Here is a 16,230-nt window from a genome sequence, read left to right as displayed (position 1 = left end):
CGGCCTCGTAGCCGGGTGCCGGTAGACTCGGCCGCGGCCGTGACTGGCGAACCGAGGTGGGATCGACCACCGGGGAGCGGCCGAGCAGTCCCCCTGCAGAGCACCGTCCGCCTGGGTGCCTGGGTCCGTGTCCTCGCACCGGCCGCGTCGTCCCTCGCGGTCTCGACCCAGGAGTCGCCATGTCGCACGACCTGTCCCCGTTGGCCCCCGTCGCCGATCCCGCCGCCGCCGACACCCGTCGCCCGCTGCGTCGCGCGCTGCTGAGCGTCTACGACAAGACCGGCCTGGTCGAGCTCGCCACGGCGCTGCACGCGGCCGGCGTCGAGCTCGTCTCCACCGGCTCGACGGCCGCCACCGTCGCGGCGTCCGGTGTGCCCGTCACGCGCGTCGAGGAGCTCACCGGGTTCCCCGAGTGCCTCGACGGGCGTGTGAAGACGCTGCACCCGCGCGTGCACGCCGGGATCCTGGCCGACACCCGTCGTCCCGACCACCTCGCCCAGCTCGACGAGCTCGGTGTCGCGCCCTTCGAGCTGGTCGTGGTCAACCTGTACCCGTTCACCGCGACCGTCGCCTCGGGTGCGGGCCCGGACGAGTGCGTCGAGCAGATCGACATCGGCGGGCCGTCGATGGTGCGTGCCGCTGCCAAGAACCACCCGAGCGTGGCCGTGGTCGTCGACCCCGCCCGCTACGACGACGTGGTCGCCGCCGCGACGGCCGGCGGGTTCACGCTGGCCGAGCGTCGCCGCCTGGCCGCCGACGCCTTCGCGCACACCGCGTCCTACGACGTGGCCGTCGCGTCCTGGTTCGCCTCGGCCTACGCGCCCGACGAGGTCGCCACCGAGTCCCGGTTCCCCGCGTTCCTGGGCGCCACGTGGACCCGCGGCCACGTGCTGCGCTACGGCGAGAACCCGCACCAGGGCGCCGCGCTGTACCTCGCCGACGACGCGAAGGCGGGCCTTGCCACCGCCGAGCAGCTGCACGGCAAGGAGATGAGCTACAACAACTACGTCGACGCCGACGCCGCCTGGCGGGCCGCGCACGACCACGACGGGCCGGCCGTCGCGATCATCAAGCACGCCAACCCGTGCGGGATCGCGGTCGGCGCGGACGTCGCCGATGCGCACGCCAAGGCCCACGCGTGCGACCCGGTCTCGGCCTACGGCGGCGTCATCGCCACCAACCGGACCCTGACCAGGGCCGCAGCCGAGCAGATCGCCCCGGTGTTCACCGAGGTCGTCGTCGCACCGGCCTTCGAGCCCGAGGCGCTCGAGATCCTCCGGCAGAAGAAGAACGTCCGGCTGCTCACGGTCGCGGGGCCCGCGCGCGGTCCGGTGGAGCTCCGTCCCGTGACGGGTGGCGTGCTGCTGCAGCAGGCCGACCGGATCGACGCGGGCGGTGACGACCCCACGACGTGGACGCTGGCTGCCGGTGAGGCGGCCGACGAGGCCACGCTCGCCGACCTGGTGTTCGCCTGGCGCGCCGTGCGTGCGGTGAAGTCGAACGCGATCCTGCTGGCGGCCGACGGCGCCTCCGTGGGCGTGGGCATGGGTCAGGTCAACCGCGTCGACTCCTGCCGGCTCGCGGTCGAGCGGGCCAACACCGGTGACGTCGAGCGCGCCCGCGGTGCCGTGGCGGCCTCGGACGCGTTCTTCCCGTTCGCCGACGGCCTGCAGGTGCTGCTCGACGCGGGCGTGCGGGCCGTCGTGCAGCCCGGGGGCTCGGTGCGCGACCCGGAGGTCGTCGCCGCGGCCGCAGCGGCGGGCGTGACGCTCTACCTGACGGGCACCCGGCACTTCGCCCACTGAGGCACTGACGCGCGGACGCGCTGCACGGTGCTTCAGCCGTGCAGCGCGTCCCGCAGCGGGCGGTCGAGGTCGCGCAGCGCGGACGTGTCGACCCGAGGCAGTCCGGCGTGTGAGAAGGCCCGCCGAGCGGCGGCGACGTCGCGCGGGCGGTCGACGCTCAGCACGGCCGAGACCTCGTCGCCTGCGCACCACAGGGCCGTCCAGCCGTCGGGTCCGGCAGGATCGCCGCGCAGGACCAGCTCGTCACCTGGGCGGCGCTGCCCGACGAGCGCGAGCTCGTGCCCGAGCTGGGTCGAGAACACGTACGGTGCGAGGTCCTCGAGCGTCGGCCCGGTACCGCCGGTACCGCCGGTACTGCCAGGTCCGTCGGGCACGGACAGCAGTGCGTCGACCATCGTGGCCGGTCCGCGCAGCGCCGCGTCCCAGTGCCCCCCGGGCACCCAGCCGTGCCGTGCCGAGCGGCGCAGCGCGACGTCCCCGACGGCCCGGACCGAGGGCGGGGCGCCGAGCACCGCGTACCCCTCGTCGACCCGGAGCGACCCGTCCGGCTCGAGCGGGAGGCCGCTGCCCGCGAGCCAGGCCGTGGCCGGCCGAGCACCGACGGCCGCCAGGACCGTGTCGGCCGGCAGCACCCGGTCGTCGGCGAGCCGGACGCCGTCGGCGCGCACCTGCACGACCTGGGCCCCCGTGACCAGCTCGACACCGGCCGCGGCGTACCAGGGCTCGGTGAGGGTCCCGGCCTCGTCCCCGAGCGCCCGCGCCAGCGGCACGCCGGACGCCTCGACGACCGTGACCTCGACGCCCGCCGCGGCGGCCACGCCGGCGACCTCGGCCCCGATCCAGCCCGCGCCGATGACGACGAGGCGGTGACCGGTACGCAGGCGCGCCCGGAGGACGGCCGCGTCGGCCGCGGTGTGCAGCGTGAGCGCGGGCTCCCAGCCGGCCGGTCGGACCGCGCGGGCACCGGTGGCGAGCACGACGGCGTCCGCGGTGAAGGTCCCGTCCTCCGTCGCCGCCTCGACGCCCTGGCCGGTGACCGCCAGGCCGTGCACCGGGCTGGCGAGCCGGACGTCGTCGGCGAGCCCGGTGACGTCGATACCGAGCTCGTCGGCCAGGAGGGCGGGGTCGGGGCGGTCGAGCAGGTGCTTGGACAGCGGGGGTCGGTCGTAGGGCGCCACCCCCTCGGCCCCGAGCACGCGCACGTGCCCGTCGAAGCCACGCTCGCGCAACGCGGCGACGGTCTGGGTGGCCGCCAGGCCTGCTCCGACGACGAGGACGGCGCGGGGCGGCGACGACGGCGGTCGGCTCACGCCCGCAACGGTAGTCTCCCGGGCGGAGGCGATCGATGGAGCAGCAGGGCGAGCAGGTCACGACGGGCACGATCCCGGTCGAGCAGCAGGTGCTGGACCCGCGCGCGATCGCCCGGGCGTCGCTCGCGGCCGGGGAGAACGCGTCGCTGTGGTGGACCGCGGGCGCGATCGTGGTCGCGACCGTCATCGCGCTCGTCGTGGGGACCCGGGCCGGTGGCTACGCGTTCGCCGTGATCGCGGCGGCCTGCGCCGTGCTCCGGGCGGTGCTGCCGTCCCCGGGTCCGGTCGCGGTGTCGGTCCGCCGCAAGTCCGTGGACGTCGGTCTGCTGGTGTTCTTCGCACTGACGATCGGCGCGTTGACCGTGATCCTGCCGGACGGTCTGGCCTCGACCGCCCGCTGAGCCGCCGACCTCGACCAGAGGTGGTCGTGGACGCGCGAGTCGTGGACACGCGAAGGGCCCGGGACCGCTGCTGCCGGTCCCGGGCCCTTCGTGGCGGTCGGTCAGACGAGCTCGACGACCTCGACGATCTCGTCGTCGTCCTCGAGCGCGGGCGACGTGGCGAACGCGCGGTAGACGAGCGCGGCCACGGCCGCGCCGGCGAGCGGGGCGACCCAGAACGCCCAGACCTGCTTGAGCAGCTCGGAGCCGGAGAAGACGGCCGTGGCGAGCGCCCGGGCGGGGTTGATCGCACCGTTGGTGACCGGGATCGTGACGAGCAGCACGGCGACCAGCGTGAGGCCGATGACGACGGGGGCGTTGACGGACGACGCACGCCGGTCGGTGACCCCGAGGATCACGCCGACGAGGACGGCCACGGCGACGAACTCGATGAGCAGCGCAGCCACGAGCGGGAACCCCTCGTCGACCTGCGCGACGATCGGGGAGTGATCGCCGTAGCCGTTGGAGGCCGCGGCGAAGAACGTGGACACCTGGCCGTCGAGCGCGGGCAGCGTGCTCGCCACGACGTACAGCACGGCGGTCGCGGCGATGCCGGCGACGACCTGGACGAGCCAGTAGGGGAGCAGGTCACGGACCGGGGTGCGGCCGGCGAGGACCGCGCCGAACGTCACGGCGGGGTTGAAGTGGCCGCCCGAGATGTGCCCGACGGCCGCGATGCCGGCGGTGAGCGCGAAGCCGAACGCGACGGCGACCCCGAACGTCGTGACGCCGGAGACGCTGGCGTAGAGCGCGGTGCCGACACCGGCCAGCACGAGCAGGAAGGTGCCGAACGCCTCGGCGCCCAGGCGCGCGGCCAGCCCGGGGCCGGTCGGGGCTGCGGCCACGAGCACGTCGTCCCCGAACGCGACCTCGGTCAGCGTGACGACGTCGGGCGCAGGAACGGGCGCAGGAACGGGTGCGGGAACGGGCGCGGGTGCCGCGAACGCGACGGGCGGCTCAACGACGGCCACGGGCTCGACGACCGGCTCTGCGACCGGCTCGGTCTCGGGCTCGACGACGGCGTCGACCGGGGTCTCGGGCTCGACGGCTGCGTCGGTCTCGACCGCGGTCTCGACGGTCTCCGTGGTCTCCGGCACCTCGGCCGTCTCCGGGGTGGTCTTGTCAGCGTTGTCCTGGGACATGTGGGTCCTGTCGGTCAGGTGCGGGGAGCGGCGTGAGCCGCCCGCGGTGCGGGTTCGTCGCGGTGCGGCGACCCGGCGTGCATGGTCAGGGCCAGCATGCCAGCCGGTCGTGCCAGGATCGCCCGTTCCGGGCGCCTGGACGCGCATCGGCCCTCTGTTTCACAGCGCCCGTCCAGCCGCCGGGGCCGGCACCCCGAAGTCTCTCGATGTCGAGTAATCTGCTGGGCGGACCCCGCCCCCAGCACAGGAGACCCTCGCATGGCGAAGATCAAGGTCGTCGGCCCCGTCGTCGAGCTCGACGGTGACGAGATGACGCGCATCATCTGGCAGTTCATCAAGGACCGCCTGATCCACCCGTACCTCGACATCGACCTGCGCTACTACGACCTGTCGATCCAGAACCGGGACGCCACCGACGACCAGGTGACGGTCGACGCCGCGCACGCCATCGCCGAGCACGGCGTGGGCGTCAAGTGCGCCACGATCACGCCCGACGAGGCGCGCGTCGAGGAGTTCGGCCTGAAGAAGATGTGGAAGTCCCCGAACGGGACCATCCGCAACATCCTCGGCGGCGTGGTGTTCCGTGAGCCGATCATCATCTCGAACATCCCGCGCCTGGTGCCGGGCTGGAACAAGCCGATCATCATCGGCCGTCACGCGTTCGGCGACCAGTACAAGGCGACCGACTTCAAGGTGCCCGGCGCGGGCACGCTGACCCTGACGTTCACCCCCGCGGACGGCTCCGAGCCGATCCAGCAGGAGGTCGTGACGTACCCCGAGGGTGGCGGCGTCGCGATGGGCATGTACAACTTCAACGAGTCGATCAGGGACTTCGCGCGCGCCTCGTTCGCGTACGGGCTGCAGCGCGGGTACCCGGTGTACCTCTCGACCAAGAACACGATCCTCAAGGCCTACGACGGCCAGTTCAAGGACCTGTTCCAGGAGGTCTTCGACGCCGAGTACGCCGCCGCGTTCGCCGAGGCCGGCCTCACCTACGAGCACCGTCTCATCGACGACATGGTCGCCTCGGCCATGAAGTGGGAGGGCGGCTACGTCTGGGCCTGCAAGAACTACGACGGCGACGTGCAGTCCGACACCGTCGCGCAGGGCTTCGGCTCGCTCGGCCTCATGACCTCGGTTCTGATGACGCCCGACGGCAAGACCGTCGAGGCCGAGGCGGCGCACGGCACGGTGACCCGGCACTACCGCCAGCACCAGGCCGGCAAGCCGACCTCGACCAACCCGATCGCCTCGATCTACGCCTGGACCGGCGGCCTCAAGCACCGCGGTGCGCTCGACGGCACCCCCGAGGTCACGCAGTTCGCGCAGACGCTCGAGGACGTCGTGATCGCCACGGTCGAGTCCGGGAAGATGACCAAGGACCTCGCGCTCCTGGTCGGCCCGGAGCAGGCCTGGCTGACCACCGAGGACTTCCTGGCCGCGCTCGACGAGAACCTCGCGGCGCGCCTGGCCTGAGGGTCCCGCACCGCTGACGGCCGGCTCCTCCCGCACGGGACGGAGGCCGGCCGTCGGCGCACCACGGTCCGGCACCCACACGCCGCTCCGTACGCCTGACGGACGACGTCCGGCCAGGTAGCGTGCCTTGCACGGGCGACGTTCACGCAGCCCGAGGAGCGAACAAAGGAGTGCGCCCGTGCCCGCAGCAGCCAACCCCGTCCACGTCACCGTCACCGGGGCCGCCGGCCAGATCGGGTACGCACTCCTGTTCCGGATCGCCTCGGGCCAGCTGCTCGGACCGGACACCCCCGTGCACCTGCACCTGCTCGAGGTGCCGCAGGCGTTGAAGGCCGCCGAGGGCACCGCGATGGAGCTCGACGACTGCGCCTTCCCCCTGCTCGCCGGTGTGGACATCCACGACGACGCGACGGCCGCCTTCGCCGGCGCGAACGTGGCGCTGCTGGTGGGCGCCCGCCCGCGCACGGCGGGCATGGAACGGGGTGACCTGCTCTCGGCGAACGGCGGGATCTTCGGCCCGCAGGGTGCGGCGATCAACGCCGGCGCGGCCGACGACGTGCGGGTGCTGGTGGTCGGCAACCCGGCGAACACCAACGCGTACATCGCGCAGCAGCACGCCCCCGACGTGCCGGCCGACCGCTTCACGGCGATGACCCGGCTGGACCACAACCGCGCGCTCGCCCAGGTGGCGGCCCGCACCGGTTCCTCGGTGGACGACATCGCGCGGCTGGCGATCTGGGGCAACCACTCGGCCACCCAGTACCCGGACCTGTCGCACGCGACGATCGCCGGCCGTCCGGCGCTCGAGGTGATCGACGACGAGGGCTGGGTGCACGAGACGTTCATCCCCACGGTCGCCAAGCGGGGCGCGGCGATCATCGAGGCCCGCGGGGCGTCGTCGGCCGCGTCGGCGGCGAACGCGGCGATCGACCACGTGCACACGTGGGTGCACGGCACGCCGGCGGGGGACTGGACCTCCGCGGGTGTCGTCTCCGACGGCTCGTACGGCGTGCCTGCCGGGCTCGTCGCGTCGTTCCCCGTGACGGCGACCGGCGGCGCCTTCACGATCGTGCCGGGCCTGGAGCTCGACGCGTTCTCGCGGGCGCGGATCGACGCCTCGGTGGCCGAGCTGGTCGAGGAGCGCGAGGCCGTGCGCGCGCTGGGTCTGGTCTGAGGCGTGCGCCGAGCGGGCCCACGGCGGGGAGCGTGATGGCTGCTCGGGTGGCCATCAGGGTCAAGCCCGGGGCTTCGCGCACCCGCGTGGGCGGCGCGCACGGCGACGCGCTGGTGGTCGCCGTCAGCGCCCGTGCGGTCGACGGAGCGGCGACGGCGGCCGCTCTCGAGGCGGTCGCCACCGCGCTCGGCGTCCGACCTCGTCACGTCCGCCTGGTCATGGGTGCGACGAGCCGCGACAAGGTCGTCGAGGTCGACGGGCTCGACCCGGACGAGGTGGCGCGGCTCGTCACGCTGCTGAAGGACCCGACCGTCTGACGAGCGGGTCGTCTGCGTGACAGCACGGCGCCCGTCTCGGGCCGTCGGGCCTCTTCTCTCCCTGTCCGTCAGCCGTGCCGTGAGGTCTCCGGCTGGGCGAACGAACCGCTTCGCTGACATCACTGCAGGTCAGAGGCATGAGAGCGTTCCCGTCTGGCTGTGCAGCCAGCCGCGGAGCCTGTGCTCGCGGCGCCCGTCTCGATCCGTGACCTCGCCGCTGAGGGTAAAAGACCAGGTCAGAGGTCACTTCAAGTGCCCGCGCCCGTGCTGCTTGCGTCGGGCGACCACTCTGGCGTACGTTCAGCGAACCGGTTCGACGACGAACGGGAAGAACGGAGAGCACAGTGGCCACCATCGGTGACGTCGCCCGCGTCGCGGGCGTCTCCCGCAGCACGGCGTCCAACGTGCTCTCCGGCAAGAAGGTCACCTCGCCCGAGATCCAGGTGCGCGTGCTGGCCGCCGTCGAGCAGCTCGGCTACACGCCGAACGCCGGCGCCCGGGCCCTGGCCACCTCGCAGACCATGGTCATCGGCCTGCTCGCGCAGTTCCTGCCCGACGAGTTCGCCCCCGCGATGCTGCAGTACATCCTGGGCGTCTCGAACACCGCCCGGGAGCTCGGCTACGACATCCTGCTCGTCTCCGAGGCCGACGGCGCCCGGGCCCTCAAGCGCATCACCGACTCGCGCATGGTCGACGGCGTCGTGCTGCTCAACGTGGCCGACCAGGACGACCGGCTCGAGGTCCTGCGCGCCGCGTCGCAGCCCGGCGCCCTCATCGGCCTGCCGGGCGACCCGCGCGACCTCGACGTCTTCGACCTCGACTTCGCCGAGGCGGGCCGGCTCATGGTCGACCACCTGGTGCGGCTGGGGCACCGCGAGCTGCTCCTCGTCTCCCAGCCCGAGCACGTCGTCGAGCGCGGCGGCGCCTACGTGTGGCGCCTGCAGGACGCCGCGCTCGAGGAGGCCGAGCTGCGGGGCGTGCGGCTGCGCACCGCGTCGGCCGCCGCGCAGCAGCCGCAGGTCGGCCGGGACATCACCGCGATCCTCGACGCGCACCCCGACGTCACCGGGCTGCTCGTGCACAACGAGGCCGCCGCGGCCGCGCTGCCGTCCGCGCTGCACGTCCGGGGCCTGAGCTCGCCCGCCGACCTGTCGGTCATCGGCCGGTACTCCGACGAGTTCGCCCGCACCTTCTCGCTGCCGTTCTCGTCCATCGAGAGCGCGCCCGACCGGCTCGGCCAGCTGGCTGTCCGCCAGCTCGTCCGCCGCATCGAGTCCCGCACGGGACTCCCAGAACCGCACGGGGTCCGGTTCATCTCGCCGGAGCTCGTGGACAGGGGGAGCACGGGGGCACCCCGCCCCGGGCGTTGAGCCGACGCGCCTCGTGGCGCGTCCCGCAGGTACATCACTGATTCAAGGAGGAAGCACTGTGATGCGAAGGACTTCTCGCACCCGCGTCGTCGGGGTGCTCGGTGTGGCGGCGCTGTCCGTGGCCGGTCTGGCCGCGTGCTCGTCGGGCTCCGGCTCGGACGACACCGCCACCGACGCCGGTGGCGGCACCTACACCTGGTGGGACCCGTACCCGCAGCACGACGAGTCGTCCGACTGGGCGAAGCGGGTGCAGACCTGCGGCGAGGACGCCGGCGTCACCATCGAGCGCACGGCCTACGACACCACCGCGCTGACCAACCAGGCGCTGCTGTCCGCGCAGGAGGGCACGTCGCCCGACGTGATCCTGCTCGACAACCCGGCCGTCTCGACGCTCGCCGACACCGGCATGCTCACCACCACCGAGGAGTTCGGCTTCGACACCTCGGCGATCGACCCGAACCTCATCGCGGCCGGGGAGATCGACGGCGACACTTACGGCATCCCGATCGGGGCCAACACGCTGGCGCTCTACTACAACAAGACGATCCTCGACGAGGCCGGCATCGACCCCGCGACGATCACCGACTGGGACTCGCTCACCGCGGCGCTCCAGACCGTCACGGCCGCCGGGCACAAGGGCATCACGTTCGCCGGGATCGGCACCGAGGAGGGCTCGTTCCAGTTCCTCCCGTGGTTCTGGGGAGCCGGCGCCGACCTGACCGAGCTCGACTCCGACGCAGCGGTCTCCGCGCTCGACCTGTGGACCGGCTGGGTCAACGACGGCCTCGCGCCGAACTCGGTCATCCAGAACTCCCAGAACACCACCTGGGAGGAGTTCCTCACGGGCGACTTCGCGTTCGGCGAGAACGGCACGTGGCAGGTCAACAGCGCGGCCGAGGCCGACTTCCCGACGGGCATCATCCAGATCCCCGCGAAGGACGGCGGCGCGGCCCCCGCCCCCACGGGCGGCGAGTTCATCACCGTGCCCGTGCAGAAGGACACCGCGCGCTACGACACGACCAAGAAGATCGTGGAGTGCATGACCAGCACCGAGGGCATGGTCGAGACGGCCACCACCTTCGCGTACTACATCCCGCCGACGGCCGAGGGCCAGGCGGCGCTGCTCGCCGACAACCCGGACCTCGCGCCCTGGGTCGACGCCGTCAAGGCCGCCAAGGGCCGCACGAGCGACAACCTGGGCACCGCCTACCCGAAGATCTCCGAGCAGCTGTGGAGCGCGGTGCAGAACTCCCTGAGCGGTGCGGCCAGCCCGGCCGACGCGCTCGCCACGGCCCAGGAGGCGGCCGTCGCGGCCACCAGCTGACCCACCCTCGCTCGCCCTCGCACAGCAAGGACCGTTCGACATGGACTCGACCCTGACGCACGCGGTCGGGGCGCCGGACCCGTCGGCAGGTGTGGCGCTCGTCAGCAGCGCCGCACCTGCCCCGGCCCGGGGCAGCCGCACCCGCCGACCCTCGACCCAGTGGGCGGCCTGGGCGTTCCTGACGCCGCTCGTCGTGTACCTGGCGGTGTTCTACGCCTACCCCCTGATCCGCAACCTCGACCTCAGCCTGCACGACTACACCCCCCGGGCGTTCGTCCAGGGGAACGCCGAGTGGGTCGGGTTCGCGAACTACGCGGACGTCTTCGCCTCGGCGACCTTCCCCAAGGCTCTGCTCAACACCGCGCTGTTCACGGTCCTGTCGATCCTGTTCCAGTACGCGGCCGGCCTGGCCCTCGCGGTGTTCTTCCGGACCAGCTTCCGGCTCTCGGGCGTGCTGCGCGGCATGTTCCTCGTGCCGTGGCTCCTGCCGCTCATCGTGTCCGGCTCGACCTGGGCCTGGATGCTCAACTCCGACAACGGCATCGTCAACGCGGTGCTGCGGGCCTTCGGTGCCGACCCGATCAACTGGCTGACCTCGCCCGACTGGGCGCTGTGGTCCGTGGTCATCGCCAACATCTGGCTGGGCATCCCGTTCAACCTGGTGATCCTCTACTCCGGGCTGCAGAACATCCCGTCCGACCTGTACGAGGCCGCCTCGCTCGACGGCGCGACCGGGCGCCAGCAGTTCTGGCGGATCACGTTCCCGCTGCTGCGACCCGTCTCGGCGATCACGCTGCTGCTCGGCCTGATCTACACGCTCAAGGTCGTCGACATCATCTGGATCATGACCAAGGGCGGTCCCGGGGACGCCTCGACCACGTTCGCCACCTGGTCCTACCGCGAGGCCTTCGGCACCGGGCAGCCCGACTTCTCGCCCGCAGCGGCCGTCGGCAACCTGCTCATCGTCATCGCCCTGGCGTTCGGGTTCCTCTACCTCCACCTCCAGCGTCGACAGGACCAGTCATGACCAGCCGCCGATCCTGGTGGCGGACGGCCCTCGGTGTCGTCCTCACCGCCGTGATGCTCTTCCCCGTGTACTGGATGGTGAACGTCTCGTTCACCAAGACCAGCGACATGCGCTCCGACCCCCCGCACTGGTTCCCCTGGGACCCCACGTTCGAGGGCTACCAGGCCGTGTTCCGCCAGCAGATGCCCGCGCTGGGCACCAGCCTGCTCGTCGGCCTCGGCTGCGTGGTGCTCACGCTGCTGATCTCCGCGCCCGCCGGCTACGCGCTGGCCAAGCTGCGGCCGCGTGGGGCGGGCGTGCTCAACTTCCTGCTGCTCGTCGCCCAGATGATCCCCGCGGTCGTCATGGCCATGGGCTTCTACGTCATCTACATGAAGGCCGGGATGCTCAACACGGTCTGGGGCCTGGTCGTGGCCGACTCCACCGTGGCGGTCCCGTTCGGCGTGCTGCTGTTCACCGCGTTCATGCAGGGCATCCCGCGCGAGCTCATCCAGGCCGCGACGATCGACGGCGCGGGCACGTTCCGCACGTTCTGGTCGGTCGTGCTGCCCGTGAGCCGCAACTCCGCGATCACGGTGTCGCTGTTCGCGTTCCTGTGGGCCTGGTCGGACTTCATCTTCGCCTCGACGCTCAACCGCAACGGCGACCTGATCCCGATCACGCTGGGCATCTACAAGTACATCGGCAACAACACGACCGAGTGGAACTCGATCATGGCGACCGCGGTCATCGCCTCGGTGCCGGCGGCGATCCTGCTCGTCGTCGCCCAGCGGTACGTCGCGGCAGGGGTCACGGCCGGAGCCATCAAGGACTGACCCGTCGGGCGAGCGCGCCCACCCCCGCCTGCCGTCCTTCCCGTGCGATCGGAGCACCTCCCCATGACCACCCCTGATCTCGTGCGCCCTGCGCCGGCCCGGCCCACGTCCGGCTCGGCCCACGGCCGGCCCGTCGTGCCCGCCCGTGGGGCCCGGCTCCCGCTGGACCTCACCCGGGTCACCCTGACCGAGGGGTTCTGGGCGGACCGGCAGCGGACCAACGCCGAGCAGACGTTCGCGCACTGCGAGCAGTGGATGGAACGGCTGGGGTGGCTGGCGAACTTCGACCGGGTCGCCGACGGCACGACGGGCCCGGACCGCCCCGGCTGGTGCTTCTCGGACTCCGAGGTCTACAAGCTGATGGAAGGGCTCGCCTGGGAGGTCGCCCGCACCGGTGACGACGCGGCCGAGGCGGCACTGGACCGGCTGACCCGGCGGGTGGCCGCCGCGCAGGACGAGGACGGGTACCTCAACACGTGCTTCGGGCACGCGGGGCAGGCGCCGCGCTACAGCGACCTGGAGATGGGACACGAGCTCTACTGCGTCGGTCACCTGCTGCAGGCCGCGGTCGCCCGGGTGCGTACCGCCGGACCGGACGACCTGCTGGTCGACGTCGCACGACGCGCCGCGGACCACGTGTGCGCGACGTTCGGGCCGGACGGCAACCCGGGCATCTGCGGGCACCCGGAGATCGAGGTCGGGCTCGTCGAGCTGGGCCGCGCGCTCGGCGAGGAGCGCTACGTGCAGCAGGCGGCGCTGTTCCTCGACCGACGCGGGCACGGCACGCTCGCCGACATCCCGCTCGGCCGGGCGTACTTCCAGGACGACGTGCCGATCCGTGAGGCCGACGTGTGGCGCGGGCACGCGGTGCGCGCGCTGTACCTGTCGGCCGCCGCCGTCGACGTCGCGGTCGACCAGCACGACGGCGAGCTGCTCGACGCGGTGACGCGCCAGTGGGACCGCACGGTCGCCCGGCGCACCTACCTGACGGGCGGCATGGGCTCGCGGCACCAGGACGAGGGGTTCGGCGAGGACTGGGAGCTGCCGCCCGACCGCGCCTACTGCGAGACGTGCGCGGGCATCGCCTCCGCGATGGTGTCGTGGCGCCTCTACCTGGCGACCGGCGAGCTGCGGTACGTCGACCTGATGGAACGCACCTACTTCAACGTCGTGGCGACCTCGCCCCGCTCCGACGGTCGCGCGTTCTTCTACGCCAACCCGTTGCACCAGCGCACGGCCGGCGGCGCGCCCGACGAGGACGAGGTCAGCCCGCGGGCCGAGGGCGGCGTCCGTGCCGCGTGGTTCGACGTCTCGTGCTGCCCGACGAACGTCGCGCGCACCCTGGCGAGCTGGTCCGCCTACGTCGCGGCGACGCACGGGCGCACGCTCGAGCTCCTGCAGCACGCGTCGGGCCGCGTGGAGGCGGTCCTCCCCGACGGGACCGGCGACCGGCTGGTCGTCGACGTGCGGACGCGGTACCCCGAGGACGGGGTCGTCGTCGTCGAGGTCGCCGAGGCGCCCTCGACGCCCGTGACCCTGGCGCTGCGCGTGCCGTCCTGGACGACCACGGCCCGTCTGACGGACCGCGGCGTGACCCGTGAGGTGTCCGCCGGGCTCGCAACCGTGACCCGGGTGCTCGTCCCGGGCGAGCAGGTGCGGCTCGAGCTGGACGTGTCGCCGCGGCTGACCTGGCCCGACCCGCGGATCGACGCGGTCCGCGGCTGCGTCGCGGTGGAGCGCGGCCCGCTCGTGCTGTGCGCGCAGTCGACCGACGCGGCGGGCATCGACCTGGCCGGGGTGGTGCTCGACGCGACGGTCGAGCCGGTGAGCGACGGCGACGGTGCGCGCGTGCGGGTCCGGGCAGCCGCCTCGCACGAGCAGCCGTGGGCGTACGGACCCGGTGCCACGGACGCGAGCCCCGGCACGCAGGGGCACGAGACCGACCTCGTCCTCGTGCCGTACCACCGCTGGGCCGAGCAGGGGCCGGCCCAGATGCGCGTCTGGCTGCCGGCCCGATGAGCACGCGTGCAGGGGCGCCGGCTGCGGCGGACGGGGCGCGGGGGCTGCCCTCGTTCGACGTGCGCGAGATCCCGTTCAGCGCGCGCGGCTCGTGGCTCGACCTGTCGCCGGTCGTCGCGCTGCACACCACGGCGGACGACGTGCACCTGGTCTCGCACCAGACGGGCATGCACCCGGTGCTGCGGCTCGTGCCGACAGGGCCGACTGTCGCCTCCGGCTCTGCGCCCACCCCCGTGCCCACCTCCGTGCCCATCTCCGTGCCGACCTCCGTGCCGACCCGCTGGGAGGCGGACCCGTCCGTGCTGCGCTGGGTGCGCGAGGGCGGCGCGCAGGGGAAGGGCGTGGTCGAGGCGGCCTTCGACGGCACCGACGCGGTGCGGCTGCGAGGCAGCGCGCTGGGCCTGCGGCTCGTGGACCCGAGCTCGGCCCTGACGCCGTTCACCGGGCTGTACCTGTTCGAGGACCCGATCGACGCCTCCGTGGTCCTCACCTCCTACGAGACCGGTCAGCGGTACCGCGTCACGTGCCTCGCCGGTCGGATGACGGTCGTCGGCGGCGAGGCGCTGGGCCGGGCCGAGCGTGCGGTCGAGCTGGGGGGCGACCCCGGGGGCGAGAGCTGGGAGGCGGTCGTCGAGGAGCTCGGCACCGCCCGTGACCCGTTCCGTCCCGTCCTGGGGTTCGACGAGCTCGTCGCGCAGCGGACTGCGGAGTTCGCGCGCTACCGCGAGCGCCTGGCGCCGTGGCCGGACGCGCATGCGCCGGGTGCCGCGCTCGCGGCCTACGTGCTGTGGTCGGCGACCGTGCGGCCCGCGGGCTTCCTGCGCCGCGAGGCGATCCTCATGTCGAAGCACTGGATGGACAAGGTCTGGAGCTGGGACCACTGCTTCAACGCCCTGGCCCTCGCGCCGGGTGATCCGGACGCGGCGGTCGAGCAGATGCTCGTGATGTTCGACCACCAGGACGAGCAGGGGGCGCTGCCGGACTCGGTGGCGCACTCGGAGGTGCTGCGCAACTTCGTCAAGCCACCGGTGCACGGGTGGGCGGTGGCCACGCTGCGGGCGATCGCGGGCACGCCGCTGCGGCCCGAGCAGCTGCGGCAGCTGTACGACGCGCTGGCACGCTGGACACGGTTCTGGCTCGAGTACCGCCGCGTGCCGGGCCACGCCCTCGCGCACTACCAGCACGGCAACGACAGCGGCTGGGACAACGCGACCACGTTCGACGCGGGGCGCGTGCTCGAGACGCCGGACCTGGCCGCGTTCCTCGTCGTGCAGCTCGACGTGCTGGCGGGCCTGGCCGACGAGCTCGCGGATCAGCCGGTCGACGAGTCGACCGCTCAGGCCGTCGGACGCGTCGGCCGCGACGAGGCGGCGGGCTGGCGGGTCGAGCGGGACGCGATGGCGCAGGCACTGCTCGGGTTGTGGGACGGCACGGGCTTCGCCTCGGTGCACGCCCGCACGGGGGAGCGCAGCCGTTCGCAGAGCCTGCTGCCGTTGCTGTCCCTGCTGGCCGCCGAGCACCTGCCGCGGGACGTCGTCGATGCCCTGGTGGCGGCGGTCGGTCCGCACCTGACGGCGTGGGGTCCGGCGACGCAGCTGCCGGGAACACCGCAGTACGAGTCGGACGGCTACTGGCGGGGGCCGATCTGGGCGCCGTCGACGGTGCTGCTCGTCGAGGGTCTGCGGCGGGCGGGCAGGGACGACCTCGCGGACGACGTGAGCGCGCGCTTCCGGCGGCTGTGCGAGGTGCACGGGTTCGCGGAGAACTTCGACGCGCTGGAGGGCACGGGCCTGCGGGACCGGGCGTACACGTGGACGGCGAGCGCGTACCTGTACCTGGCGGGGGTGGCCGCGGGCTGACGCGCGGCGGGCGCGGCGGCGGTCCGGCCGGCCCGGCCGGTTCGTCCGGCCGGTTCGTCCGGTCGGTCCTGCCGCGACCGATCTGCCCGAAACGCTTGCTGAACGTTGCTGCAACTCCATACAGTCGGGACACAGCCTGTCCACCGACCGCA

At 73.0% G+C, this 16,230-nt stretch carries 13 protein-coding genes and 1 riboswitch; of the genes, 11 read left to right on the top strand and 2 right to left on the bottom strand.

Annotation, left to right across the window (positions count from 1 at the left end; translation table 11 throughout):
- Nucleotides 1-29 precede the first annotated feature (29 nt).
- Nucleotides 30-124, top strand: a riboswitch (ZMP/ZTP riboswitch).
- Between the two features lie 55 nt (nt 125-179).
- Nucleotides 180-1,805 carry a bifunctional phosphoribosylaminoimidazolecarboxamide formyltransferase/IMP cyclohydrolase gene (gene purH / locus BKA22_RS02875; protein ID WP_146951369.1) on the top strand — a complete coding sequence of 542 codons (1,626 nt, stop codon included), beginning with the start codon at nt 180-182 and terminating at the stop codon, nt 1,803-1,805.
- A gap of 32 nt (nt 1,806-1,837) precedes the next feature.
- Here purH and BKA22_RS20250 read toward each other — a convergent pair whose 3' ends face one another.
- Nucleotides 1,838-3,115 carry an NAD(P)/FAD-dependent oxidoreductase gene (locus tag BKA22_RS20250; protein ID WP_146951368.1) on the bottom strand — a complete coding sequence of 426 codons (1,278 nt, stop codon included), beginning with the start codon at nt 3,113-3,115 and terminating at the stop codon, nt 1,838-1,840.
- A gap of 35 nt (nt 3,116-3,150) precedes the next feature.
- Between BKA22_RS20250 and BKA22_RS02865 the strand changes: the two genes are divergently transcribed.
- Complete coding sequence (locus tag BKA22_RS02865) at nt 3,151-3,516, top strand: DUF3017 domain-containing protein (RefSeq protein WP_179561615.1); 366 nt, start codon at nt 3,151-3,153, stop codon at nt 3,514-3,516.
- A gap of 101 nt (nt 3,517-3,617) precedes the next feature.
- Here BKA22_RS02865 and BKA22_RS02860 read toward each other — a convergent pair whose 3' ends face one another.
- Nucleotides 3,618-4,697, bottom strand: a complete 1,080-nt coding sequence (locus tag BKA22_RS02860; RefSeq protein WP_218866496.1) for an aquaporin — start codon at nt 4,695-4,697, stop codon at nt 3,618-3,620.
- 258 nt (nt 4,698-4,955) lie between these two features.
- Here BKA22_RS02860 and BKA22_RS02855 point away from each other — a divergent pair, with 258 nt between their 5' ends.
- The 9 genes from BKA22_RS02855 (at nt 4,956) to BKA22_RS02815 (ending at nt 16,078) form a co-directional block, all read left to right on the top strand.
- Complete coding sequence (locus BKA22_RS02855) at nt 4,956-6,173, top strand: NADP-dependent isocitrate dehydrogenase (RefSeq protein ID WP_146951367.1); 1,218 nt, start codon at nt 4,956-4,958, stop codon at nt 6,171-6,173.
- A 178-nt stretch (nt 6,174-6,351) separates the two neighbouring features.
- On the top strand, nt 6,352-7,347 hold the full coding sequence (locus BKA22_RS02850; protein WP_146951366.1) for a malate dehydrogenase: 996 nt from the start codon (nt 6,352-6,354) through the stop codon (nt 7,345-7,347).
- Between the two features lie 35 nt (nt 7,348-7,382).
- Complete coding sequence (locus BKA22_RS02845) at nt 7,383-7,664, top strand: DUF167 domain-containing protein (RefSeq protein WP_146951365.1); 282 nt, start codon at nt 7,383-7,385, stop codon at nt 7,662-7,664.
- A 344-nt stretch (nt 7,665-8,008) separates the two neighbouring features.
- Complete coding sequence (locus tag BKA22_RS02840; protein WP_146951364.1) at nt 8,009-9,034, top strand: LacI family DNA-binding transcriptional regulator; 1,026 nt, start codon at nt 8,009-8,011, stop codon at nt 9,032-9,034.
- Between the two features lie 61 nt (nt 9,035-9,095).
- Complete coding sequence (locus BKA22_RS02835) at nt 9,096-10,358, top strand: sugar ABC transporter substrate-binding protein (RefSeq protein ID WP_146951363.1); 1,263 nt, start codon at nt 9,096-9,098, stop codon at nt 10,356-10,358.
- 40 nt (nt 10,359-10,398) lie between these two features.
- Nucleotides 10,399-11,385 carry a carbohydrate ABC transporter permease gene (locus BKA22_RS02830; protein WP_146951362.1) on the top strand — a complete coding sequence of 329 codons (987 nt, stop codon included), beginning with the start codon at nt 10,399-10,401 and terminating at the stop codon, nt 11,383-11,385.
- Entirely contained in the window at nt 11,382-12,200 is an 819-nt protein-coding gene (locus BKA22_RS02825) for a carbohydrate ABC transporter permease (RefSeq protein WP_146951361.1), read from the top strand. The genes BKA22_RS02830 and BKA22_RS02825 overlap by 4 nt, the downstream gene beginning before the upstream one ends.
- 63 nt (nt 12,201-12,263) lie before the next feature.
- Nucleotides 12,264-14,219 carry a glycoside hydrolase family 127 protein gene (locus BKA22_RS02820; RefSeq protein WP_146951360.1) on the top strand — a complete coding sequence of 652 codons (1,956 nt, stop codon included), beginning with the start codon at nt 12,264-12,266 and terminating at the stop codon, nt 14,217-14,219.
- A complete protein-coding gene (locus BKA22_RS02815; RefSeq protein WP_146951359.1) occupies nt 14,216-16,078 on the top strand; it encodes an amylo-alpha-1,6-glucosidase in 1,863 nt (620 codons plus the stop codon). Before BKA22_RS02820 ends, BKA22_RS02815 begins: the two co-directional genes overlap by 4 nt.
- Nucleotides 16,079-16,230: the final 152 nt, after the last annotated feature.

The sequence above is a fragment of the Cellulomonas soli genome, from assembly GCF_013409305.1.
Classification (GTDB): Bacteria; Actinomycetota; Actinomycetes; order Actinomycetales; family Cellulomonadaceae; genus Cellulomonas; species Cellulomonas soli.
This window is presented reverse-complemented; position numbering and strand designations above follow the sequence as displayed.